Origin of the sequence: Bacillus capparidis (assembly GCF_017832095.1) — a bacterium.
In the GTDB taxonomy this organism is placed as follows: Bacteria; Bacillota; Bacilli; order Bacillales; family Bacillaceae; genus Bacillus; species Bacillus gobiensis.
Genome location: NZ_JAFDST010000005.1, coordinates 303,637 through 327,301 on the forward strand (window position 1 = coordinate 303,637; position 23,665 = coordinate 327,301).

General features: G+C 41.7%; 17 protein-coding genes and 13 tRNA genes. 2 read left to right on the top strand and 28 right to left on the bottom strand.

All coding sequences use genetic code 11. From position 1 onward, the window contains the following. Positions 1-40: 40 nt before the first annotated feature. The 10 genes from JOC74_RS19085 to JOC74_RS19130 all read right to left on the bottom strand — a co-directional run bounded on the left by JOC74_RS19085 (position 41) and on the right by JOC74_RS19130 (position 11,746). The gene (locus JOC74_RS19085) at positions 41-949 is read right to left on the bottom strand and encodes a metal ABC transporter permease (RefSeq protein WP_053603884.1); all 909 of its coding nucleotides are present in this window, start codon (positions 947-949) and stop codon (positions 41-43) included. A gap of 4 nt (positions 950-953) precedes the next feature. Then, positions 954-2,255, bottom strand: coding sequence for a metal ABC transporter permease (locus JOC74_RS19090; RefSeq protein WP_053603885.1), 1,302 nt, complete (start codon positions 2,253-2,255; stop codon positions 954-956). A gap of 12 nt (positions 2,256-2,267) precedes the next feature. Then, positions 2,268-3,017 carry a metal ABC transporter ATP-binding protein gene (locus tag JOC74_RS19095; protein WP_053603886.1) on the bottom strand — a complete coding sequence of 250 codons (750 nt, stop codon included), beginning with the start codon at positions 3,015-3,017 and terminating at the stop codon, positions 2,268-2,270. An 18-nt stretch (positions 3,018-3,035) separates the two neighbouring features. Then, entirely contained in the window at positions 3,036-3,965 is a 930-nt protein-coding gene (locus JOC74_RS19100; protein ID WP_053603887.1) for a metal ABC transporter solute-binding protein, Zn/Mn family, read from the bottom strand. Positions 3,966-4,283: 318 nt separating this feature from the next. Beyond that, positions 4,284-5,405, bottom strand: coding sequence for an o-succinylbenzoate synthase (gene menC / locus JOC74_RS19105; RefSeq protein WP_082363961.1), 1,122 nt, complete (start codon positions 5,403-5,405; stop codon positions 4,284-4,286). A gap of 16 nt (positions 5,406-5,421) precedes the next feature. Beyond that, the gene (locus tag JOC74_RS19110; protein WP_053603890.1) at positions 5,422-6,864 is read right to left on the bottom strand and encodes an o-succinylbenzoate--CoA ligase; all 1,443 of its coding nucleotides are present in this window, start codon (positions 6,862-6,864) and stop codon (positions 5,422-5,424) included. A gap of 87 nt (positions 6,865-6,951) precedes the next feature. After that, positions 6,952-7,770, bottom strand: coding sequence for a 1,4-dihydroxy-2-naphthoyl-CoA synthase (gene menB / locus JOC74_RS19115; RefSeq protein WP_053603891.1), 819 nt, complete (start codon positions 7,768-7,770; stop codon positions 6,952-6,954). A gap of 18 nt (positions 7,771-7,788) precedes the next feature. Further along, a complete protein-coding gene (gene menH, locus JOC74_RS19120; RefSeq protein ID WP_082363963.1) occupies positions 7,789-8,607 on the bottom strand; it encodes a 2-succinyl-6-hydroxy-2,4-cyclohexadiene-1-carboxylate synthase in 819 nt (272 codons plus the stop codon). After that, a complete protein-coding gene (menD, locus tag JOC74_RS19125) occupies positions 8,595-10,334 on the bottom strand; it encodes a 2-succinyl-5-enolpyruvyl-6-hydroxy-3-cyclohexene-1-carboxylic-acid synthase (RefSeq protein WP_053603893.1) in 1,740 nt (579 codons plus the stop codon). Before menD ends, menH begins: the two co-directional genes overlap by 13 nt. A gap of 2 nt (positions 10,335-10,336) precedes the next feature. Next, positions 10,337-11,746, bottom strand: coding sequence for an isochorismate synthase (locus JOC74_RS19130; RefSeq protein WP_053603894.1), 1,410 nt, complete (start codon positions 11,744-11,746; stop codon positions 10,337-10,339). Between the two features lie 264 nt (positions 11,747-12,010). Here JOC74_RS19130 and JOC74_RS19135 point away from each other — a divergent pair, with 264 nt between their 5' ends. Then, positions 12,011-12,946, top strand: coding sequence for a 1,4-dihydroxy-2-naphthoate polyprenyltransferase (locus tag JOC74_RS19135; protein WP_082363966.1), 936 nt, complete (start codon positions 12,011-12,013; stop codon positions 12,944-12,946). Between the two features lie 98 nt (positions 12,947-13,044). Further along, a complete protein-coding gene (locus JOC74_RS19140) occupies positions 13,045-13,788 on the top strand; it encodes a TraR/DksA C4-type zinc finger protein (RefSeq protein WP_053603896.1) in 744 nt (247 codons plus the stop codon). Between the two features lie 41 nt (positions 13,789-13,829). On the opposite strand, the gene JOC74_RS19145 is transcribed toward JOC74_RS19140, so the two are convergent. From JOC74_RS19145 to JOC74_RS19230, 18 genes are all read right to left on the bottom strand, one after another. Continuing rightward, positions 13,830-16,247: a glycogen/starch/alpha-glucan phosphorylase gene (locus JOC74_RS19145; RefSeq protein WP_053603897.1), complete on the bottom strand. Its 2,418-nt coding sequence runs from the start codon at positions 16,245-16,247 to the stop codon at positions 13,830-13,832. After that, on the bottom strand, positions 16,234-17,688 hold the full coding sequence (gene glgA / locus JOC74_RS19150; protein ID WP_053603898.1) for a glycogen synthase GlgA: 1,455 nt from the start codon (positions 17,686-17,688) through the stop codon (positions 16,234-16,236). Before glgA ends, JOC74_RS19145 begins: the two co-directional genes overlap by 14 nt. Further along, on the bottom strand, positions 17,685-18,716 hold the full coding sequence (locus JOC74_RS19155) for a GlgC family sugar phosphate nucleotidyltransferase (protein WP_098945234.1): 1,032 nt from the start codon (positions 18,714-18,716) through the stop codon (positions 17,685-17,687). Before JOC74_RS19155 ends, glgA begins: the two co-directional genes overlap by 4 nt. A 100-nt stretch (positions 18,717-18,816) precedes the next feature. Then, positions 18,817-19,959 carry a glucose-1-phosphate adenylyltransferase gene (locus JOC74_RS19160; protein WP_053603899.1) on the bottom strand — a complete coding sequence of 381 codons (1,143 nt, stop codon included), beginning with the start codon at positions 19,957-19,959 and terminating at the stop codon, positions 18,817-18,819. Then, a complete protein-coding gene (glgB, locus tag JOC74_RS19165; protein WP_053603900.1) occupies positions 19,956-21,839 on the bottom strand; it encodes a 1,4-alpha-glucan branching enzyme in 1,884 nt (627 codons plus the stop codon). The genes JOC74_RS19160 and glgB overlap by 4 nt, the downstream gene beginning before the upstream one ends. A gap of 614 nt (positions 21,840-22,453) precedes the next feature. Then, positions 22,454-22,525, bottom strand: a tRNA-Glu gene (locus JOC74_RS19170). A gap of 22 nt (positions 22,526-22,547) precedes the next feature. Further along, positions 22,548-22,638 (bottom strand) — tRNA-Ser (locus JOC74_RS19175). A 4-nt stretch (positions 22,639-22,642) separates the two neighbouring features. Continuing rightward, positions 22,643-22,714: transfer RNA gene (locus tag JOC74_RS19180), tRNA-Asn, on the bottom strand. 11 nt (positions 22,715-22,725) lie between these two features. Beyond that, positions 22,726-22,802 (bottom strand) — tRNA-Ile (locus JOC74_RS19185). A gap of 11 nt (positions 22,803-22,813) precedes the next feature. Next, positions 22,814-22,887: transfer RNA gene (locus tag JOC74_RS19190), tRNA-Gly, on the bottom strand. A 13-nt stretch (positions 22,888-22,900) separates the two neighbouring features. Further along, positions 22,901-22,976: transfer RNA gene (locus JOC74_RS19195), tRNA-His, on the bottom strand. 19 nt (positions 22,977-22,995) lie between these two features. After that, positions 22,996-23,071: transfer RNA gene (locus tag JOC74_RS19200), tRNA-Phe, on the bottom strand. An 18-nt stretch (positions 23,072-23,089) separates the two neighbouring features. Continuing rightward, positions 23,090-23,166 (bottom strand) — tRNA-Asp (locus JOC74_RS19205). A gap of 4 nt (positions 23,167-23,170) precedes the next feature. Then, positions 23,171-23,247: transfer RNA gene (locus JOC74_RS19210), tRNA-Met, on the bottom strand. Positions 23,248-23,286: 39 nt separating this feature from the next. Beyond that, positions 23,287-23,379, bottom strand: a tRNA-Ser gene (locus JOC74_RS19215). A gap of 3 nt (positions 23,380-23,382) precedes the next feature. After that, positions 23,383-23,459: transfer RNA gene (locus tag JOC74_RS19220), tRNA-Ile, on the bottom strand. Between the two features lie 8 nt (positions 23,460-23,467). Continuing rightward, a tRNA-Met gene (locus JOC74_RS19225) sits at positions 23,468-23,544 on the bottom strand. A 26-nt stretch (positions 23,545-23,570) separates the two neighbouring features. Continuing rightward, positions 23,571-23,643 (bottom strand) — tRNA-Ala (locus tag JOC74_RS19230). Positions 23,644-23,665: the final 22 nt, after the last annotated feature.

Genomic DNA, 23,665 nt, shown 5'->3' on the forward strand with positions numbered 1-23,665 from the left:
GACTCAGTGTCACCAAGTCATCCTTGCTCAGATAATGGTATTAAACTTCTTTCATTTTACCTTCCTTGACAGTTTGAAGCCGAATCCTGCGCTGAACCATTCGTTTTGCTATCACGCCGTGAGACGGAGCGAAGAAAAAAGCCAAGATGAAGAAAACTCCAGTCATCGAAGTCATAGCACCTGAGATGGAGACGTTCAATAGATAAGCAGCATAGTATCCGCTTATTGCTGACAGTGCCCCAATTCCCGCACTGTAAAAAAGCATCGTTATTAATCGATCGGTCAGTAAATAGGCAGCTGCGGGGGGAACGATCAGCATCGCAACCACCAATATTGCTCCTACAGAGTCAAATGAAGCGACAGTCGTAGTCGAAAGCATCCCCATTTGCAAATAATGCAAAACGAGGACCGGTATTCCAATTGCAAGTGCCATTTCCGGATCGAAGGCGGCCAATTTAAACTCTTTATAAAAGAGCGCAAGAATAGCAGCATTAATGACTAACACGATAACCAGCATCCAAAAAGCGCCCGGACCAATATCTCTTCCAAACAATTCAATCGTATCCCATGGAACAAAGGCAATTTCCCCCATTAATGTATGCTCGACATCCAAGTGAACATTTCCCCCATATACCGAAAGCAAAATGACTCCAACCGCAAACAACGATGTGAACACAACGCCGATGGCTGCATCCGATTGAACTCCGTTTGTATTGAGCAGCTGCACAAAAAATGCCGTTAAAAGACCAACGATAACAGCTCCGATAAACATCGGCAATCCGTCAAGTGTGCGAGTGACTAAAAAAGAGCCGACAATCCCCAACAGAACGGTATGACTAATAGCGTCAGCCAGCATGGACATCCTGCGTAATACGAGAAATGCCCCGATTAATGCACAGGTAACTCCAACAAGCATTCCGGTAACAATAATCCAAGCTTCATAGCTCATTTGGTCACCCCCCTTTTAAGCTCTTTTTAGGTGATAAGGTCGGCTGAAGTTTGTGGAGCTTGAGAAGGTTGAACAGCCGGGCTTTCATATCTTCAGACAAAGTTTCATAGTCAAATGAGTCATTTTTCAGATTCGCGTTTTGAAATTCCATCTCATGCATAAGATAAATTTCAAACAAACGATAACGTAATGCCAGCTCATACCCTTTGGCTACTCCGGTTGTCGTTAATCTCCACGAGGAATCAGCACCATAATGAATCCAATTCTTTTTCTCCAATCTCTTTAAGCTGCTTTTTAAAAGGAAACTCCCTATTTTGCGCCTGCTTTTAATAAACTCTTCGGTAAACAACGGCAGCTGTTCTTTTGACGATTGAGCTTCTTCTGTTAAGTCGTAAAGTGACAACAATGCTTGCTCCATCGCCGTCTGATTTCTTAGTTTTATCTGATGCAATGCCCTGGCGAAAAGGCCCTTCTTTGGAGCAAACAGCAAAGACACGATAAAAAATGAAGTAGCCGCAACGATAATAAGAGGACCGGTCGCCATCCCTTTTGCAGTTGTGCTGAGCAGTGTCCCAAGCATCCCGCTTAGTCCGCCAATGACTCCTGAGAGAATGACCATCGTCTGCAAACGATTTGTCCAATAGCGGGCGGCAATCGCCGGCGTGATCAGCATAGCCGACATCAAGATTACACCTACTGTTTGAAGTCCGATGACAACCGCGCATATGATTAATATCAATAGCAATCCGTTTAAAAATGATACCGGCAATCCAATTCCTTTTGCGAAGGCAAAGTCAAACGTAATCAGCTTAAATTCTTTAAAGAACAAGCCGGTGATGAAAAGGAGAATGGCAGAAATCAACCCGATAATCACAATATCCTCCCTCACCAAGGAGGCCGCCTGACCAAACAGAAACGAGTTCAATCCGCTCTGATTTCCTGTTCCCCTTTGCTGGATAAATGTCAAAAGGACAATTCCGATACCGAAAAAAATGGATAAAACAATGCCAATTGCTGCGTCTTCTTTAACTTTGGAATGCCGGGTAATTGCCTGAATACAGTAGGTACCGGCCAGTGCCGCCACAGCAGCGCCAATTAAAAAGAAGAACAGCGACTTTTGTCCGGTAATTATAAAAGCAAGACAAACGCCAGGCAGCGCAGCGTGTGACATAGCATCACCTATCAAGCTTTGCTTTCTCAGCAAAATAAAGCTTCCGAGAACTCCGCTTGCAATCCCTAATAGGAGAGTTCCTGCCAAGACCCATTGTGTATTCGGATTTTGCAGCTGTAAAAGCAAATAATCCATAGAATTTCACCCCTATTCTCTCTCAACGGCTACTTGTTTATCTTCTAAAAAGGCGAGCTTGCCGCCATACGTTTTTTGCAAATTATCAATATGAAAAACTTTTTCTGTCGGTCCAAAATCGATTTTTCTTAAATTTAAAAGGAGGACCCAATCAAAGTATTCTTCGACGGTTTGGAGATCGTGGTGAACAACCAATACCGTCTTTCCTTTTTCCTTTAATTCATTCAATAAAGCAATAATCGCTTTTTCTGTGGCCGCATCGACGCCAACAAACGGTTCATCCATAAAATAAATTTCTGCATCTTGGGCAAGCGCTCTGGCCAAAAAAACCCGCTGCTGCTGTCCACCTGAAAGCTGGCTGATTTGCCGATCCTGATAATCGAGCATGCCAACTTTTTGTAAGCAGGCTTTAGCTGTTTCAATATCCGTTTTTTTCGGTCGCTTGATCCAGCCAATATGTCCGTACCTGCCCATAAGGACGACATCTAAAGCACTTGTCGGAAAGTCCCAGTCCACAGAACCTCTTTGCGGTACATATCCGATTTTTTTCCTTTGATTGTGGTAGGGCTCTCCAAAAATCTGAACACTTCCGGACGCTGTTGGAGCCAAGCCCAGTATGGCTTTAATCAAAGTTGACTTTCCAGCGCCGTTCGGACCGACAATTCCAATCAGCTTTCCTCTGGGCACATTGAATGTAATGTCCCGCAAAACAGGCTTTTTATGATACGCGACCGTCATATTTTCAACCGTTACCGGATACATTCTTCGTCATCCTTTCAACTATTTTAATGAAGAGACAATGGTATCTATGTTATGCCTGAACATTCCTGCATACGTTCCTTCTTCGGTTCCGGCTTCACCCATTGCATCAGAGTACAATTCTCCGCCAATTGATACCTCATGCCCTTTTTCTTTTGCGCCTTCCACAACTGCATTTATCGATTTTTCCGAAATGCTGCTTTCCACAAACACCGCTTTAATATTTCTTTCTGTGAGAGCATTAACCAGCTCTTGTACATCCTTTAACCCATATTCTGAATCCGTGCTCAACCCCTGAAGACCCATAACCTCAACACCATATTCCTCGCCAAAATACTGAAAGGCATCATGGGCAGTGACCAATACCCTGCTTTCTTTCGGTATCGTTTCGACTTGCTCTCTTGCATACTCATCAAGCTCTTTCAGCTCTTGTTTATACGATTCAGCATTTTTCTTGAATTCTTCTGCCAAATCGGGCTGAAATTTGGAAAGCTCCTTTTCAACCGTATCTACCACGAACATCCATCGAGGAATGCTAAACCAAACATGGGGATCATGTAAACCCGGATTTTCTTTGTTACCTAGCAGCTGATTGTCTGGAATCGATTCGGCAGCAGGTATTGCAGGCTTACCCTTTGATATTTTTTCAAATACTTCATCCATTTTTCCTTCCAGATGCAATCCGTTGTAAAAAACAATATCAGCATCCATAAGCTTTTGGATATCCCCCTGTGATGCTTTATAAAGATGGGGATCGACACCCGGGCCCATTAACGATTCGACTTCTACATGTTCTCCGCCAATATGATTAGTAATATCAGCGATTTGGCCAATTGTTGCTGTGATACGGATTTTATCGTTTGCATTCTCCGATGTTGTACTACTCCCGCATGCTGATAAAAAACATAATACGATCAAAAAAGCAAAACTTGCTGCAACTAATTTTTTCACTAGTATTCTCCTCCCTTCTTTTTTCCTGCTTGTTTAGTAAACCCAAACTGGGATCAGCCATGATTGATGATATTATTCTATGCGTTTTTTTTAGATTAACGACAATTATTTAAATAAACTCATAAAAAAGTCGTTAAGGACAAAAAGTTTCCCTAACGCAAATTTAATTTGTTTTTTTTCAGCTGTCAAGAACAAATTGTTAAAAACAAAAAAACCGGCTTTTTCAAGAAAAGCCGGCTGACGAGAAGGGATATTTTTCCTAAGCACCTTTAGTTTAGGTTTATGGAAAAGATTTCGCAAAACGAAAAAATACTGTTTCTACTTTCTCATTCTTTGTTTTGTAAAGACATCGATTTTTGAAGTGCAGTTGCTAAGCCTTGACTGATCTATATCGAAACCGATGCCGGGAGATTGTGGAACTTGAATATAGCCATTTTCAACAGTTATATTTGGCTCGATAATATCATTTTCCCAAAACCTAGAGGAAGAAGAGATGTCCCCCGGAATAGTAAACTGAGACAGACTCGCCAAGGCGATGTTTTGGGCTCTGGAGATTCCGGTTTCGACCATTCCTCCGCACCAGACCGGAATGTTGTTTTCTTTACAAACCTTATGAATTTTCAGCGCTTCTGTCAATCCGCCGACCCGGGCAGGTTTAATATTAATTACCTTGCAGCTGCCCAGCTCGATTGCTTTTCTCGCATCATCTGCACTAAGGATGCTTTCATCCAAGCATATGGGCGTTTTAATATGCTTTTGCAGGTGGCGGTGATCCACGATGTCATCATAGGCAAGAGGCTGTTCAATCATCATTAAATCAAATTGGTCCAGTGCCTTAATTCCGCTTATATCCTTAAGCTGATACGATGAATTGGCATCAGCCATAATTGACAGTCCCGGGAAATGCGCCCGAATAATTTTTAATGGTTCTATATCATGTCCGGGCTTTATTTTGATTTTGATCCGTTTATAACCTGCCTGCAAATGATCGTGAATTTCCGATAACATCGTATCCATTCGGTTCATTCCCACTGCGACACCGGCAGGTATTTGTGTTCTCACGCCGCCAATGCAAGAGCTAAGCGTGCGTCCCTCTTGTTTTGAGTAGAGATCCCAAAAAGCCGCCTCCACGCCTGCTTTTGCCATCCGATTTCCCCTGTATTTTTCGAGAAGCTTTGGAACTTCGGTTGGATGGTGAACCTGGCCGTCCATCAACTCGGGAATAAAAAAATCTTTTAGCATGTGGTAGCAAGTCTCGAGAGTTTCCTCTGTATACCAAGGGGAGGAAAAAGCGGAAACCTCTCCCCAGCCTTTTTTTCCAGACTCGTCTTCCGCTTCTAAAATAATGAATTTCCGGTCTGTCAGCGTTTCAAGACTCGATGTAAATGGTGATTTCAGCTTCATCGTTACGTGGTAAAGAGTAAATGTGCGAATTTGTATGGCTGTTTCCCCCTTTTTAAAGCAAGTTCTTCAATTTGTTTCTCAAAAGCTTATTTGAGGCGTTCCTCGGTAGTTCATCTACAAAATAAATTTGCTTAGGAATTTTATATTTTGCTAATTTTTTTTTGCAATGCTCTAACAGTTCTTCCTCATTGATCCAACTTCTCCTGACGATGAAAGCGCAAGGAACTTTACCCCACCTATCGTCTTCTGTCCCCGTAACCCCTGCTTCCTTTACGCTGGGGTGTGCCAGAAGAACGGCTTCAACTTCTGCAGGATAAATGTTTTCTCCTCCTGAAATAATCAAATCAGACCTTCTGTCCAATACATAAAGAAAACCTTCATCATCCAAATAACCCATATCGCCGGTTAAAAACCAGCCATTTTGAAAAGATTGCTCCGTAGCCTTTTGATTATGAAAATAACTTTTCATTACATTCGGCCCTTTTACAGTGATCTCACCATGCTCGTTTGGCTCACATGGTTTCCCATCCTTCATGATCTTAATTTCACACGAAAAAAGCGGCTTCCCTGCAGAACCGAGCTTTGCCAAACTATACTCAGGCGGAAGTGTGACAATTTGCGAGCTTGTCTCAGTCATTCCGTAAGATTGGTACACGGGGAAATCTTTTTGTTTACTGTCTTCCAAAAGCTTAAGGGGGGCTGGTCCGCCTCCAAGCAATACGCACCTTAATGACTCCGGGCTTCGGTTCACAGACTGCACCAGCTGCGTAAGCATCGTTTGTACGACAGAAATCATCGTAACTCGGTGCTCATTTATGGATCTATTGATTTCTTCCGTTTCAAATCTTTTATGCAAAATAACCGGCATACCATAAATGACCGATTTAAATAAGGCGGATAACCCGCTGATATGAAAGAGCGGAAGTGCAATCAGCCATTTATCGTGATCAGAAAGTCCAAGGTTTAATGCAGATGAAACTGCGCTGAAATAATGATTTCCGAAGGTTTGCTCCACTCCCTTTGGAGATCCGGTCGTTCCTGATGTATACATGATCGTTGCTGTCTCTGCCAAGTCTATTTCAAACAAAAGATCCCCATCATCAGCTTTTAGTGATTTCAAGTGGGAAAGAAGGACCGTTTCGCAATTTTGTCTGTGGTCTTCCAGCCATTTTTCTTCTGTCACCAATAGGCTCGCCTGTGAATTTTTTATTTGAAAATCCCGTTCGGCTTTTGTCAGCCTCGTATTTAACAATACCAATTTGCAGCCGGAAAGGAAACAGGCATGAATGAAGATGACAGTCTCTATATGATTCTCAAGCAATATAGCAATGGTATTTCTTTCTGCCGCTCGTATGAATGTTTGCAGTTGAAAAGCCATGTTCCTTGCTTTCTGATTCAGCTCGAAAAACGTCAGATGTTCGTTGGCAAAGATGATTGCTGTCCTGTCCGGCGTCAATTCAGATCTTTGCTTCAACCAATTGGGTTGAACTTGCATATTTCATCACCACAACTATCAAATATTGAAAAAGAAACAGCTCAGGTCAAACCAGGCTGTTTCTTGCAATTTATACATTTCGATTGATCAAGGAAAACGCGGGAATTGGCCGAAGTCCGGTTTTCTTTTTTCTTTGAAAGAATCACGGCCTTCCTTGGCTTCATCCGTTGTGTAGTATAGAAGAGTAGCATCTCCGGCAAACTGCTGCAAACCGGCTAAGCCGTCGGTATCTGCATTAAAAGCAGCCTTAAGAAAACGAAGGGCTGTCGGGCTCTTTTCAAGCATTTCCTCGCACCAACTGATCGTTTCCTCTTCCAATTTTTCAAGCGGAACGACTGTGTTTACCAGACCCATTTCCTTTGCTTCTTCCGCATTGTACTGGCGGCAAAGGTACCATATTTCCCGCGCTTTTTTGTGGCCTACAATACGTGCTAAATAGCCTGAACCGTATCCCGCATCAAAGCTGCCGACTTTCGGTCCGGTTTGTCCAAAGATGGCATTATCCGCAGCAATCGTTAAGTCACATACGATATGAAGAACATGGCCGCCTCCAATGGCATAACCTGAAACCATTGCCACTACCGGTTTTGGAATCACTCGGATCAAGCGCTGCAGATCTAATACGTTCAAGCGGGGAATCTGATCATCTCCGACGTACCCTCCGTGGCCGCGAACCTTTTGGTCTCCTCCTGAGCAAAATGCCTTGTCTCCTGCTCCTGCAAGAACAATAACACCAATTTCCGAGTCGTCTCTTGCATAAGCAAACGCATCAATTAATTCAGTCACCGTTTTTGGACGAAAAGCATTATGTACTTCCGGCCGATTAATCGTTATTTTCGCGATTCCATTATATTTTTCATATATAACGTCTTCATAGTCTCTTTCCTTTATCCATTCCACTCCCATGATTGAACCTCCTTCATATTATGAGACAAACTCATTAACCAGTTTTCCGAACGCCTCAGGGCATTCCAAATGAACCGTATGGCCTGCATGTTCAAATATCTGCAAGCAGCTATTCTCAAGCTTTTTATCGAGTTTCTTATTTATGCGGCAAAACTTTTCATCCAGCTGCCCAGTAATGAGCAGGACAGGAATTTTCACCTCATGCAGCTTTCCCCATAAGGAAGGCTGTGCTCCCGTGCCAAAGCCCGACAAGCTATTTGCAAGACCGATCGGATTATTATTCAGCCGCTCTGTTTGCTGTTGATTTCTTACTCTTTTAGGTAACCGCTTTTGCGAATCAAACAGAGGGATATTTCCCCAATAATCAATGAACTTCGAAAGCCCTTCATTGACTAATAAATCAGCAAGCTTCCGGTCTTGTGCAATTCTTGCCTTTCGTTCGTGAAGCGACATGAGTCCTGGAGAACTGCTTTCCAGAATAAGTCTGGACACACGGCCAGGATAAAGCATGGAGAAATACAGTGCGAGCCTGCCCCCCATAGAATAACCGATCAGACAAACTTTGTGAAGCTGCAATGATTTGATCAACTCTAACAGATCTTGTGCCTGGCGATGGGCTGAATACCTTTTGCTATCAACCGGGCTGTCAGTCCCTCCGTGTCCAAGCAAGCTAATCCTAATGATTCGTTTATCGCTCAGCAACGGCTCCATCGGCTCCCAGCTTTTTGCACTGCCAGTAAATCCATGAAAAAAAAGAATCGTTTCAGCTGACTTTTTATTATTGTCGTATAATTCATAAGTGACACCATCTGCTAAAGTGATTCTCAAAACGGCCACTCTTTTCTTATTTCCCGGGAAACTTTTTGCAGCAAATTTCGATGGATTTCCACACGATTCTCCCGGTTTGTTTTCACTTCGATTACATGCAGGCCAGGGGAATTTACGCTTGATTTGTAGACTTTAATGAATTGCTCCCATGAATCAGGCACCACATAATATCCTCCATAAAGTTTTGCCGCATGTTCAAATTCGAGCCCTGTCGGTGTGCCGAATAATGATTCAAAATATATTTTTTCAGTAGACTGCGGCAGAAATGAAAAAATACCTCCGCCATCATTATTAATTAATATAATGGTCAATGGAATATTAAGAGTTTTGCAAGCGAGCAAACCATTTAAATCATGGTAAAAGGACAAATCGCCGATCACTAAAGTCACTGGTCTCTTCGTCGCCTCTCTGACCCCAATAGCGGTGGAAACAACTCCATCAATCCCATTAGCCCCTCGGTTTGCAAACAGCCGATAAGAACGGTTTTCCGTTCCAAAAAATGTATCTGCATCTCGGATCGGCATGCTGTTTCCTAAAAAGACTGAACTATTATCAGGAATCAGCGGTTGAAGGACTTGATAAACCTTGCCCTCAAACCAATCATCCTCCAGGTCCATGCGTTTCAAATGAAAACGAAATCTGTCATTTACAAACTTCCATTTTTTCACCCATGTTGAATCATCATTTGGTTCAGCATGTTCAAGAACTGTTTGGATAAACACCTCTTCACTGCTGTTTAGCATCCATGTGCTATTTAAGGTCGGATCCCTCCATCCTCCTCCCGGATCAACAACGATTTGGCTAATTTCCGGATGCTTTTGCAACAGCTGAAACAGCGGCTTTGATACTGGCATTGGCCCAAACCGTATGACAATTTCCGGAAAAATAAACTCCTGAATTGTTTCATCTTTTAAAAATGAATCATATGCGTCAATAATTGTGCTTGCATCATGACCGCTATTTCGTAAATTGGATAAAGGATCCGCCAGAATTGGGTATTTTAAATGCCGGGAAAGCTTTAAAACAAATTCTCTCGTTTCATCATCAGCCAGCTCTCCGCAAACAATCAAGCCTTCTTTACGTTTCTCAAGCTCTGGAATAAGAGTCTCAAAGAATTCGATCTTCGTCTCAACTATACGGTTTCTTATATGCAGCTGTTTGTTTGCAGTTTTTTCTTTTTCGAAAGGAAGTGACTCCAAGTCTGGCATTAGTGGTTCTCTCAATGGAACATTGACATGCACAGGCCCTCTTGGGTGCCTTGCAGCCTCACTTCCGGCTCTTAACGCAATTCGCCGAACATAGGGTAACATTTCTTCACGCTCTTCAGGCAGAGCCAAGTCTGTGAACCATTTAACAAAGTTGCCGTACAAAAATTGCTGATCTATGGCCTGAGGTGCACCTGCATCCCTCAACTCATGCGGACGATCAGCTGTCACGATGACAAGCGGCACTCTTGAGTAATTGGCTTCGATAATTGCGGGATAAAAATTTGCCCCTGCTGTTCCGGAGGTACATATGAGCATGACCGGCTTCCCGCTCGCTTTAGCCAAGCCGAGCGCAAAAAATGCCGCCGAGCGTTCATCAATAAGCACATGCGTATGTATTTCCGGGTGGGCGCTGGCCATGATAGCAAGCGGCGTTGATCTGGATCCGGGACAAATGACCGCTTCGCTAACTCCGCTGACAGCAAGCTCATTCATAAAGCAGCCAATATAATTCGTAATTGGGTTCGTCATCACTACATTCCTCCAAGAGCGGAAAGCATCGGTCTCAGCTTAATTTGTGTTTCTTCAAACTCTTTTTCCGGATCAGAATCCTCAACTATGCCGCATCCGGCAAACAACCTCGCCTGATTGCGTTCTATCAAACCGGAACGGAGGGCAACGATAAATTCACCGTTGTCTTTGCAGTCGATCCAGCCTACAGGTGCGGCGTACCAGCCTCTGTTCATCGGCTCTACGTTCCTAATAAACTCCAGCGCAAGTTCACGAGGTTCTCCGCCGACAGCTGGTGTAGGGTGAAGCTTGTGAATCAGATCAAAAAGAGACGCTTTTTCATTAATTGTTCCGGTAATTGGCGTATACAGGTGCTGAATGTTTTTCGTTTTATATAAGCCTGGTTTTTCCGGCTTTTTCACTGCAGTACAGTTAGCTAAAAAAGCGTCATTGATCATATTAACGACGATTTGGTGCTCCATACGATTTTTTTGATCGGACAACAGTTCTCTGCCCAGCTGCTCATCCTCTTCATCTGTCTTGCCTCTTTTGATTGATCCGGCAATGCACGAAGAGGAGACATTGCTTCCTTCTTTTCTGATTAACCGTTCAGGTGATGCAGAAATAAAGCTTTGTGCACCTTCTTCTACAACATAAACATAGCTTGTTTTTTGCTCATGTAAAAGCGTGGCAATGACATGGTCCAGCTTAATGTTTTCTTCATATGTAGCCAATACCTCTCTGGCAAGCACAATTTTATCATAATTCTTTTTTTTGATTTCCTCTGTTGCGCTACGAACCGCATTCATCCACTCTCTCGTATTTTTTTCTTCAATTGAATTTAGTTTAGTACGTTGTTTAGTCGAACACGCGGCTTCGTTTGCGGATGAAACGGATTTGAGCAGCTTGCGTAAAGCCTGTTCAGCATCTTCTTCCCCGTAAGTCCATCGATTTGCGGTAAGGAAAGCCCCAGATGAAGAGATCGTCAACATTAAAGCGGGGACAAAAAATTTCCCGGCGGAAAAATGGTTCCAGTGTGGAGCTTTTTCTTCTTTCGGATCGAACGAAAAACCTCCAAAAAGTAATGGACCTACTGCTGCTATATCCGAACAAGCACCATCATGTATATGGCAGGAATCATTTTTAAAGCGCTCCCATTTTTCATGAATCACGCGAAATCTATTTTCTGCATTGTCTTCTGCTTGAAAAATCACTTCTTTTCCAAGTCCTATTATCTTCAAATCAGAATTTGAATCTGACCAAAAAAAACGTTGTCCGGCATACTGCTTCTCGCCATTAGAAAAAAACGCCAAAGGATCTATCGACTCAATTTGCTTCGAATAACTTAATAGGATCGCATGGTTGACTTTTTTTGCTTTATTTAATGCAAGAGAAGCTTCTTGCAGCAAAGTATGCTGGATCACTGTCACCATGATTACTCCCTCCAAAATCCAAAATTACTTTCATCAACATACACCTGCTTATATCAGCCTGTCAATACGGGCGGGAGCAGATTTAAGTTCATATACTGTTTATTATAAACCTATTTTCCGTTTTAAAAAAGCATTGGCTCTTATTCGTTCAAGATGGAGAAAAGAATTTTAAACATGATTTACATCCTTCCATTGACACCTTTTTAAAGTTTTTCTAAACTTAAGAGTGGATGAGTACGTATTTTTATAAAAAGGAGAATAGATATGCAACATCAATCACTATCAGGTAATGTGTCAAAAATCAAACCTGATAAAAACTGGCGGATTTGGTGGATGCTTTTAAGGCCTCACACGTTAACTGCTGCATTTATTCCAGTGACGATCGGAACAGTGCTGGCTTTACCATCCGGACAAATCAACATTTGGGTATTTCTCGCCATGCTGATTGCTTCTCTTTCTATTCAAGTTGCAACCAACATGTTCAACGAATATTTTGACTATGTCCGAGGCTTAGATAATGAAAATTCGGTAGGGATAGGCGGGGCCATCGTACGTAACGGCGTAAAACCAAAGACTGTACTGTATCTTGCTTATTTACTTTTTATTTTCTCGGCACTTCTTGGTGTCTTTATCTGTATTTCATCAAGCTGGTGGATCGCTCTTATAGGGGTTTTTTGCATGGCAATTGGCTATTTTTACACAGGAGGGCCACTTCCCATCGCATACACTCCTTTTGGCGAAGTGGCTTCAGGTGGTCTTATGGGCGTAGGATTAGTGGGAATTTCTTATTACATTCAAACAGGTGAATGGAACACTAATATTTTCTTGATTTCGATTCCTGTTTCCATTCTGATCGGCGCCATTTTGTTATCGAACAACATTCGGGATCTCGAGGGGGATAAAGAAAACGGAAGAAAAACCTTGGCAATACTTGTCGGAAGAAAAAGAGCAACCGACATTTTAGCTGGTTTCTTCTTAGCAGCAAATATGCTAGTTGTCTTGTTTATTGCTTTAGGAATCCTTTCACCTTGGACGCTTCTTGTCCTTTTCAGCCTGGTGAAAAGCTATATAGCCGTAAGGGAATTTAAGAAAAAATCAATTCCAAAAGAACTTATGAATGCGATGAAATCAACTGCGCAAACGAATACAATTTTCGGAGTCCTGCTTACGATTGCATTACTCCTTGATTATTTTGTCTAATAGAGCTTTCCTCCGAGCTCTTTTTTTGTTCGTGAATTATTTCTCGGAAAAAAAGCTCATACTACCTGTAAAGCAATTAGAAAAAAGAGGTGGAATTATTGCTTACAGAGGATCAAAAAAATCGATTAAAAAATGAGCTGGAAGCGGCTAAGAACGAGCTGTTGTCACGATTAAAAGATAATAACAATTTTGGAACCTCGGTGTCCTTCCCTTATGATTCAACCGGCGGATTGTCATCCTACGATAACCATCCCGGAGATCAGGCTACCGAGCTGTATGAACGAGAAAAAGATATTGCATTGTACGCACATGAAAGAGAACATCTTAGGGAAATTGATCATGCGCTCGACAACATCAAAAAAGGAACATACGGCAAATGCGAGGTATGCGGCCAAGACATACCATTGGACAGACTTGCTGTCATCCCCACAGCTGTCACTTGCAAGCAGCATACGCCAGACGAAGAGGTTTCAAAGAATCGTCCGGTTGAAGAAGAGGTGCTGCACCCGCCATTTGGAAAATTCGAACATGATGAAAAAAACATTGCAGGATATGATTCCGAGGACGCCTATCAAGAGGTAGAGAGCTATGGGAATTCGCAAACACCGCAAGATATGGAAACTCCTCCTGTTTCGTATAATGACGTATATATGGAATCTGAAGAAGATGTTGGCTATGTAGAAGATTATGAAAACTTTGCAGCTACTGATCTTTATGGAAATCCAATGAAAATTTATCCTTCTAATGAACACCAGGAATACGAAGAACAACTGGATGAAGCAGATTCAATGGTAAGCTGGGGGGACCTGCCTGCATCCGAAAAAAAGCCGTACGATGAGTAATTGCAAAGAGGAATCCCCACTTTAGGGAATTCCTCTTTGTATTAAGGGCTTAAAATGATTCTTGTATCCCTTGGCTTGATATTCCAAATCTCCTCAGAATATCGTTCGATTGTCGCGTCACTGGAGAAGTGCCCGGAACAGGCAATGTTTATAATCGCTTTTTCGGCCCATTTGGCTTTATTTTGATAATCTTTTTGAATTTTTTTATGGGCTTCGGCATAGGTACTAAAATCCCTAAGGATAAAATACTCGTCATTATGGTCCAGTAACGAATCGTATATGGCTTCGAATTCATATGGCTGATCGGCAAAAATGCCATTCATCAACTGATCGACAACCTCTTTGATTCTCCTGTCATGCTGGTAATATTCACGTGAACGATAGCCGCCTTTTTCGTAATAGCTGACGACCTCATCCGCTTGCAAGCCAAACGTATATATATTATCTGGACCGACGCGTTCAAGAATTTCAATATTCGCTCCATCCAACGTTCCGAGTGTAATTGCACCGTTCATCATAAACTTCATATTTCCAGTACCCGAAGCCTCTTTGCTGGCTGTTGATATTTGTTCACTTACATCAGCGGCCGGAAAAATTTGCTCGGCAATTGAAACCCTATAATTCGGCAGAAAAATAACCTTGATTTTATCGTTCACCTGAGGGTCATTATTTATGATTTCTGCTACCGAGTGAATCAGTTTTATCACTTTTTTTGCATAATAATAGCTTGGTGATGCTTTTGCGCCAAAAATAAACGTTTGAGGATAGAGGCCGGCTGACCGATCCTCTTTTAGATGATTGTATAAATGCATAATATGCAGAACATTTAACAGCTGCCGCTTATAAGCATGGAGCCGTTTCACCTGAACGTCAAAAATGCTATCAGAATTTACAACAAAACCGGTAGAATCCTTAATCACCCGGATCAAATCTTCTTTTCTTTTTCTTTTTACTGCTTGAAAAACTTCGATAAATGATGAATCATAAGCAAATGGCGTCAAGTTGATTAATTCATCCGGGTTCTTCTTCCACTTTTCACCTATGGCATCGGTAATAAGGTTCGTGAGCTCCGGATTGGCTTTAAGCAGCCATCTTCTGTGGGAAATTCCATTTGTTTTATTGTTAAACTTTTCGGGGAAAATCAGATAAAAATGATTCATTTCCTTCTCTTTTAAAAGATCCGAGTGAATCTTTGCCACCCCGTTCACACTGTGGCTTCCGACAATTGCCAAATGAGCCATTTTCACAACACCGTGAGCTATGACAGCAAGGTTTTCAATTCGATTCCAATCTCCCGGATGCTGCTCCCAGACCCACCTGCAAAATTTTTCATTAATTTCATTTATGATCATATAAATTCTTGGAAGCAACGGCTTAATTAAATAGATCGGCCATTTCTCAAGTGCTTCAGAAAGAATTGTATGATTTGTATAGGAAAATGTATGAATGGTAATATGCCAGGCTTCATCCCACCCCATTTTTTCTTCATCCAGCAAGATCCTCATCAGTTCGGGAATGGCGAGTGAAGGGTGGGTATCGTTAATATGAATCGCAACCTTTTCATGAAAATCCTTCAACGTAGAATGTGCTTTCCGATAGCTTTTTACGATGCTTTGCAAGCTTGCCGAGACGAGAAAATACTGTTGCTTGAGCCTGAGAATTTTCCCGTCGTCATACGTATCATCAGGATACAAAAATTCTGAAACTGCTTCTGTTTCTCTTTTATATGTAAGCAAATTATATTCCTTGTAATTGGATGACGGCTCTGCGCTCCACAGCCTTAATGTATTTACTGTATCCGTATGTGCACCAATCATAGGGATATCATATGGAATAGCAGTAATCACCATGGCTTTTTCATGGCGGAATTCAAGCCTGTCACTTGATGTATCAGGATGCACGATACCCCAAAATTGAATATCAATCGCTTGGTCGGAGTTGCGCACTCCCCACACATTTCCAGACTTCAGCCATTGTTCCGGCAGCTCTACTTGGTTTCCATCGACAATCCTTTGCTCAAAAAGTCCGTATTTATAACGGATTCCCATGCCGTTTCCAGGTAGATTCAGAGTGGCTAATGAATCTAGAAAACAAGCAGCCAGCCTTCCCAATCCGCCATTACCAAGCGCAGCGTCCGGTTCAGCCTTTTCTATCTCATCGAGTGAAATCTCAAGGTCTTTTAAGCCTTCCTTAACTGTCTCACGGACCCCTAAGTTTAATAAATTTTGACCAAGAAATTGTCCGAATAGAAATTCAATCGAAAGATAATACATTTGTTTTTCCTGAAATGACCTGTTTTTTTCATTTGTCCGAATCCAGTTTGTACTGATATGCTCACGTACCATTTGGCCGAGAGTTTGATATTGATCAAGAGTCGTTGAATCTTGTAATCGTTTTCCGCACATCATTTCCAAACGTTTGGCAAAGCAGTTTTTAAACCTTTCCTTAGTTGAGAACATCCCCGCCACTCCCTCTGATAAGATCTGTATACATATTTAAATACAAATCTGCAGACCTTGACCAGCTATTGTCTTCAGCCATTGCACGTTTGACAATGTGATGCCATATTTCCTTTTTGCCATAGAAATACAATGCCCTCTCAATTGTGTGCTTCATATCGTGAGCATTAAAATTCACGAACGAAAAACCGTTCCCAGTTCGGGTATCTTCTCTATATGATTGAACGGTGTCATTTAACCCTCCCGTTTCACGAACGATAGGGATGCTTCCGTATTTGAGAGCAATTAATTGGCCTAAGCCGCATGGTTCAAAGCTTGAAGGCATTAAAAACATATCCGAGCCAGCATAAATTTTGCGTGCAATTCCTTCATCAAAACCAATATATGCTCTGCACTTGTTCGAATATGCCCACTCCAAATAACGGAAGTAGTCTTCAAACTCTCGATCCCCTGTCCCTAAAACGATAAATTGAATCGGCAATTCTAGAATTTCATGCATAATGCCTTTCAGCAAATCAAGTCCCTTTTGCTTTGTAAGACGACTGACAATTGCGATTATCGGCACGTCTTTTTCTTCCTGTAAGCCAAACATGGACTGAAGCTCTTGTTTGTTCGTCTGTTTTCCATCCAATTCGTTTACACTGAATTTTTTTATAAGTACAGGATCGGTTTCCGGATTATAAGTTGTATCATCTATGCCATTTAAAATTCCCACTAAATCCTTTTCCCTATAGCGAAGAACATGATTCATTCTCTCACCATAATAATCGGTTAAAATTTCATTCCGGTAGGTTGGACTGACGGTCGTAATATAATCGGCTGAAACAATTCCCGCTTTCATATAGTTTACGAGACCGTGAAACTCCAGCTTTTCATACGTAAAATGAGACATATCCAAACCGAAAAGATCATGGGTAACGTCCCTCGGAAAGGATCCTTGAAATTGCAGGTTATGGATTGTAAATATGCTTTTTGTGTGCTGAAAAAATCTCGTGTAGTTATATTCTTCCTTCAGCAAATAGTTTGTCATCGCGGTATGCCAGTCATGTGTGTGTATGATGTCAGGTTGAAAGCCGATCTCTTTTGCTGCTTCAAAAACAGCTCTAGAAAAAAAAGCAAACCTTTCTCCGTCATCATAGTGACCATATAACGAATCCCGTTTGAAATAGTATTCATTATCAAGAAAATAGTAAGTAACACCATCATGAATGAGCGATTCAATTCCACAATATTGCCTTCTCCAGCCGACTTGCACAGTGCATTCTCCAACCTTCTCCATACGCTGTAAATAGTCCGCCGGGATAAATCCGTATTTCGGTATCATAACTGCGATTTCGATTCCTTTTTTTAGTAACTCTTTAGGCAAAGCACCCGCCACGTCGGCCAGCCCGCCTGATTTTACGAATGGTACACATTCTGCTACTGTAAATAATACCTTCAAGAGTTCATCAACGCTCCTTGTACGAGACCTTTTCTTAATACATATGGCATTTTCATTGTTCCGGCAATTTCGCTTTTGTTTCCGACCCTAACATCTTTATCAGCAATTACTTGCTCCAGTGTACAATTATCCCCAATTTGAGACTTTTGCATAACGATACTGTTTTTAATTTTTGTGCCTTCTCCGATCGTAACCCCTCTAAAGATAATCGAATTTTCAACCTCTCCAGCGATCAAGCAGCCGTTGGCAATCATTGAATTTTTCACCTTGCTGCTGTTGTAGTATTTGGTAGGAGGTTCATCCTTCACCTTCGTATAAATCGGCATTTGAGGTAAGAAAATCTGCTGCCAATATTGAGGCTGAATAAGCTGTAAACTATGAATGAAATAATTTTCAATGGTATCAATGACCGCTGCATATCCCGCGTATTCATAACGGCAAATGGTTAATGAGCTTTGCGAACTGGAGACGACTTCCTGCAGCGTCTTAAATCCCTGGTCAACATGGCCGTAGATTAAATCTTTTAACAAGCTTTTCGCCATGATATAAATTTGAAGACTTTGACCGTCTTGATATAGTTCGGTTATGTCACAATCAAGTTCAAGATGCTTTTCTAACACGTATTGAAAATTAATGTTGCAGATAGTATGGCTGTTCGTAATAACAGCATACTCTTGAGAGCTTCTGTGGAAGTAATCCAAATGGTCTGAAAACTGTCGAAACGATCCAAATTCATCGTATTCATGATGCAAATGAGGGGAAGGAAAAAAGAAGAGACCATCCCTTTTTCTGCTTAAATCCCACTCTTTCCCCGATCCTAAGTGGTCCATTAATGAACGATAATGGTATTTTGGAAATATACCCACGCTTCGAATCCCAGAGTTAACCATGCTGGAAAGGATAAAATCAATCAAGCGGTACCTCCCTGCAAATGGGATTGCCCCTAAAGAGCGTTGAACAGTTAAGTCCCGAAGTGATTCTTTTTGTGTTGTAGCATCAATAATACCCAATAATTGATTACTCATCAAATTTGCACCTCTCCCTGCTTCATATTTTGATTACTTTGCTTTTACGCCATTCCTCCTTTTGGAGAATTTCCACTCAAATTGTATTGCCTCTTTTGACCTTTTATATTAACGTCTTTTCAACAAAATCCTCGGATATAAGCAACACATCTGTACCCTGTTTTTCAGGCTTTGCCGTAAATCCGTCCGGTATTGTCATCCCGCTTGGCACGATGGCATTCTCAATCGTTACGTTTTCACCAATCGTTACATTAGGCATGATAACAGACTGATAAATAGTTGAATTTGCGCCAATCGTCACACCCTGAAACAGCACCGACTTCGTAACATTGCCGTAAACCACGCAACCTTCGTTAACTAAAGATTCTGATAGCTCGGCTTGGCTGGAAATAAATTGCGGAGGATGATTCGGATTAACTGAATAGATCCGCCAATCATGATCAAATAAATTCAAACCGGAGGAATCTTCTAGTAAATCCATATTTGCCTCCCAAAGACTTTTAACTGTCCCGACGTCTTTCCAGTACCCTTTGAAAGGATAAGCAACAAGATTTTTCTTTTCTTCAAGCAGAAGTGGAATGATATCCTTTCCAAAATCATGGCTCGAGTGCTGGTTTCTCGCATCCATCTCAAGAAAATTTTTAAGAACGGAGTAATTAAAAATGTAGATGCCCATGGAAGCAAGGTTACTTTTTGGATTGGCCGGTTTTTCATCAAATTTGGTAATTTCCAGATTTTCATCTGTATTCATTATGCCAAAGCGGCTTGCTTCATCCCACGGTACTTCAATCACAGAAATTGTGGCATCTGCTTTTTTCTCAATGTGATAGTCCAGCATTTTACTGTAGTCCATCTTGTAAATATGATCTCCTGATAGGATTAATACATACTCTGGATCGTATTGTTTTAAGTAATTAAGATTTTCATAAATGGCGCTGGCTGTGCCTTTATACCATTTCACTTCTGAGGACTCTGCGTAAGGAGGGAGGACGGTCACCCCGCCATTTTTACGATCAAGATCCCAAGCGCTTCCGATTCCGATATAGGAATTTAAGACGAGAGGCTGATATTGCGTAAGAACTCCAACTGTATCAATCCCTGAATTGGTGCAGTTGCTCAATGTAAAATCAATAATACGATATTTACCCCCGAAAGAGACAGCTGGCTTTGCCAGGTTTTGTGTTAATGAGCTGAGTCTGCTGCCTTTCCCACCGGCGAGCAGCATCGCCACACATTGCTTTTTCATTTTTTCTTCGCTCCTCTCTTTTTGACTGCTCTAAGAACTGAAATTCCATAAGGAGGGATCGTCATGGAAATAAAAAAGGGCTTATTGTGAACTTGGCCTTCCTTAGCTACAAGCGGCTTTGGATTGATCTGATGAGATCCTCCATATCTCTCATCGTCACTATTCATAACTTCAGTATATTTCGTTTCAAACGGGACTCCTATGTTGTATTCATGATATACAGCAGGTGTAAAGTTACAAACGACGATAAGCGCTTCATTTGGCCTCATACCAAAACGTATAAATGAAAAAATCGACTGCTCCCGATTGTCTGCATCAATCCACTCGAATCCCTCTTGCTTATGATCAGTTTCAAAAAGGATTTTCTGTTTAAGATACAAACGTATGAGATCTCTTGAAAATATTGCTGCTTTATGATGCATTTCATACTCATCCAAAAACCAATCAAGCTGCTCTAAATCTTTCCATTCATCAAACTGGGCAAATTCTCCGCCCATAAACAAAAGCTTTTTACCTGGATGCGCAATCATATAACCTAGCAATAAGCGGTACTGGGCAAACTTTTGCCAATAGTCCCCAGACATTTTATTTAACAGAGACCTTTTCCCGTGAACGACTTCATCATGTGAAAAGGGCAATATATAGTTTTCACTGTAAGCATATAAGAGTGAAAACGTTATCAGATTATGCAAATTTCCCCTCTCACTTACATCAGCTTCCATGTACTTCAATACATCATTCATCCAGCCCATGTTCCACTTGTAATTAAAGCCTAACCCTCCTTCATAGACGGGATGAGTTACCTTTGGCCAATTGGTGGAATCCTCTGCGATCATTAAAAAATTGGGATCCTGATTAAATACTTGTTCATTCAATTTTTTTAGAAAATTGACCGCAAAAGGGTTTTCCACAGCATCTCCTTGATTTGGCCAATATAATAAATTTGCGACTGCATCTACTCGAAATCCATCAATATGAAAATTATCAATCCAAAACATCGCACTGGAAATCAGAAAGCTGTGAACCTCTGTTTTTCCCAGGTCAAAATTTGCCGTTCCCCACACCCAATTCTCGCGGTCATGCTCATTTGAATATTCATAGACCGGTTCACCATCAAACATATACAAGCCATGTGCATCCTTACAAAAATGGCCCGGCACCCAATCCATAATGACTCCGATTTCGTTTTGATGGCATTTGTCAATGAAATACATTAAATCATGAGGAGTTCCAAACCGGCTGGTAGCGCTGTAATATCCTGTCCCCTGATACCCCCAGGACCGATCATATGGATGTTCAATGATTGGCATTAACTCAATGTGTGTGAAGCCATAATCAACCACATATGGAATGAGAAGGTCTGCCATTTCTCGGTATGAGTAAAGGCTTCCATCATCTTTCTTTTTCCATGACCCAAAATGGAATTCGTAAATCATGACAGGTTTTTGATAAATAGGCTTAATCTTTTTTTTCTGAATCCATTTTCGGTCATTCCATATGTATCCAGATAAATCATAAGTGATTGACGCTGTTTTAGGTCTCTTTTCTGAATAAAAAGCATAAGGATCAGACTTTAGCAATGTATTTCCGTTTTGGCAGACAATTTCATACTTATAAAGCTGGAATGTCTGAATTCCGGAAATAAACAAAGACCAGATTCCTCCCTGGCTTACCTTATACATTTCATGGTTTTCACCTGACCAATTATTAAAATCGCCAACCACTCTAACTTGTTTAGCATGCGGGGCCCATACACAAAAGTGCATTCCTTTTTCCCCATTGTTTTCTGTAACATGAGCTCCAAATATGTCGTAGCTTTTATACAGGTTTCCTTCGTGAAATAAATGAATTTCAAAATCTGTCGGGGTGGCAACGGGCATTTCTTTCATCCTTTCTGACCTATCGCATCAATTTTATATATTTTATTCAAAAAAAAGTTAGAATTTCCTGCTAAATAATCATATTTTTTAATGACAAATATCGCGAATTAAGTCGAAATTATAAAAAATCACATGAATGAAAGATAAATGTGTCTAAACAATATTGATTTCAAAGTAAATAATAAGGAGCAAAAAAAGTTGACCAAGTATAATTATTATAATTAAGTTATTGAGGTTGATTGCTAAGATTTGTGGTGTATTTTTCTAGTGCAAGAATATAAAACGAGAGATTTTATGACATAAATTGATACTATAATGAACTCTTTTTTATTTTATCTTATCTAACATTTTCAAATATCACAATACAATAAACAAAAGATTCAGGCATTTTTCTTATTAATTTCTTCTTTCAATTGGCACATGATCCGATCGGTTTTATAGGGTAATGTTATAAACATACTTTATGATACCCGAGTAACATGCACACGAAACATACATATTTTTCCACAGAGGAAACCGAAATATTTTGTTTTATTGTTTTTAGAATCATTGTGTTTTTATTATAAAAAAATTCATATAAAAAACCTTGCAACTAGCTTTGCAAGGTGATTGGATGACCCGTACGGGATTCGAACCCGTGTTACCGCCGTGAAAGGGCGGTGTCTTAACCGCTTGACCAACGGGCCATATTGAAATATGTAACATAAATGGCGGAGAAGGAGGGATTTGAACCCTCGCGCCGCTTACACGACCTACACCCTTAGCAGGGGCGCCTCTTCAGCCACTTGAGTACTTCTCCAAGACTCCACAGGTAGGATTCGAACCTACGACCGATCGGTTAACAGCCGATAGCTCTACCACTGAGCTACTGTGGAATAATAAATCATGGTGGGCCTGAATGGACTCGAACCATCGACCTCACGCTTATCAGGCGTGCGCTCTAACCAGCTGAGCTACAGGCCCATGATTTAAAATGGAGCGGGTGATGAGAATCGAACTCACGACATCAGCTTGGAAGGCTGAGGTTTTACCACTAAACTACACCCGCATTTGATCTTGTATGGGGCGATTGATGGGAATCGAACCCACGAGTGCCAGAGCCACAATCTGGTGCGTTAACCACTTCGCCACAACCGCCAGAATCAAAATAAAACAGTGGTGGCTCGGGACGGAATCGAACCGCCGACACACGGATTTTCAGTCCGTTGCTCTACCAACTGAGCTACCGAGCCACATATGTACTTTTAAGATGGCGGTCCGGACGGGACTCGAACCCGCGACCTCCTGCGTGACAGGCAGGCATTCTAACCAACTGAACTACCGGACCATTTTGGTTGCGGGGGCAGGATTTGAACCTGCGACCTTCGGGTTATGAGCCCGACGAGCTACCGAACTGCTCCACCCCGCGATGATATGAGATATAAATATTATTATTATTAGATATAAATGGCGGAGGAAGAGGGATTCGAACCCCCGCGGGCTTTGACACCCCTGTCGGTTTTCAAGACCGATCCCTTCAGCCAGACTTGGGTATTCCTCCGAGTGGTGGACCTTGTAGGACTCGAACCTACGACCGGACGGTTATGAGCCGTCTGCTCTAACCAACTGAGCTAAAGGTCCGAAATCTATGGTAGCGGCGGAGGGGATCGAACCCCCGACCTCACGGGTATGAACCGTACGCTCTAGCCAGCTGAGCTACACCGCCATAATGAAAATGTTATATTGTATTTATGGAGCCTAGCGGGATCGAACCGCTGACCTCCTGCGTGCAAGGCAGGCGCTCTCCCAGCTGAGCTAAGGCCCCAAAGGAATGGTCGGGAAGACAG

Coding starts and splice junctions, on each gene's coding strand:
- JOC74_RS19085 (WP_053603884.1), bottom strand. CDS start 949: ATGAGCTATGAAGCTTGGATTATTGTTACCGGAATGCTTGTTGGAGTT.
- JOC74_RS19090 (WP_053603885.1), bottom strand. CDS start 2,255: ATGGATTATTTGCTTTTACAGCTGCAAAATCCGAATACACAATGGGTC.
- JOC74_RS19095 (WP_053603886.1), bottom strand. CDS start 3,017: ATGTATCCGGTAACGGTTGAAAATATGACGGTCGCGTATCATAAAAAG.
- JOC74_RS19110 (WP_053603890.1), bottom strand. CDS start 6,864: ATGCAAGTTCAACCCAATTGGTTGAAGCAAAGATCTGAATTGACGCCG.
- menB (WP_053603891.1), bottom strand. CDS start 7,770: ATGGGAGTGGAATGGATAAAGGAAAGAGACTATGAAGACGTTATATAT.
- menD (WP_053603893.1), bottom strand. CDS start 10,334: ATGACGAACCCAATTACGAATTATATTGGCTGCTTTATGAATGAGCTT.
- JOC74_RS19130 (WP_053603894.1), bottom strand. CDS start 11,746: ATGGTGACAGTGATCCAGCATACTTTGCTGCAAGAAGCTTCTCTTGCA.
- JOC74_RS19135 (WP_082363966.1), top strand. CDS start 12,011: ATGCAACATCAATCACTATCAGGTAATGTGTCAAAAATCAAACCTGAT.
- JOC74_RS19145 (WP_053603897.1), bottom strand. CDS start 16,247: ATGTTCTCAACTAAGGAAAGGTTTAAAAACTGCTTTGCCAAACGTTTG.
- JOC74_RS19160 (WP_053603899.1), bottom strand. CDS start 19,959: ATGAAAAAGCAATGTGTGGCGATGCTGCTCGCCGGTGGGAAAGGCAGC.
- glgB (WP_053603900.1), bottom strand. CDS start 21,839: ATGCCCGTTGCCACCCCGACAGATTTTGAAATTCATTTATTTCACGAA.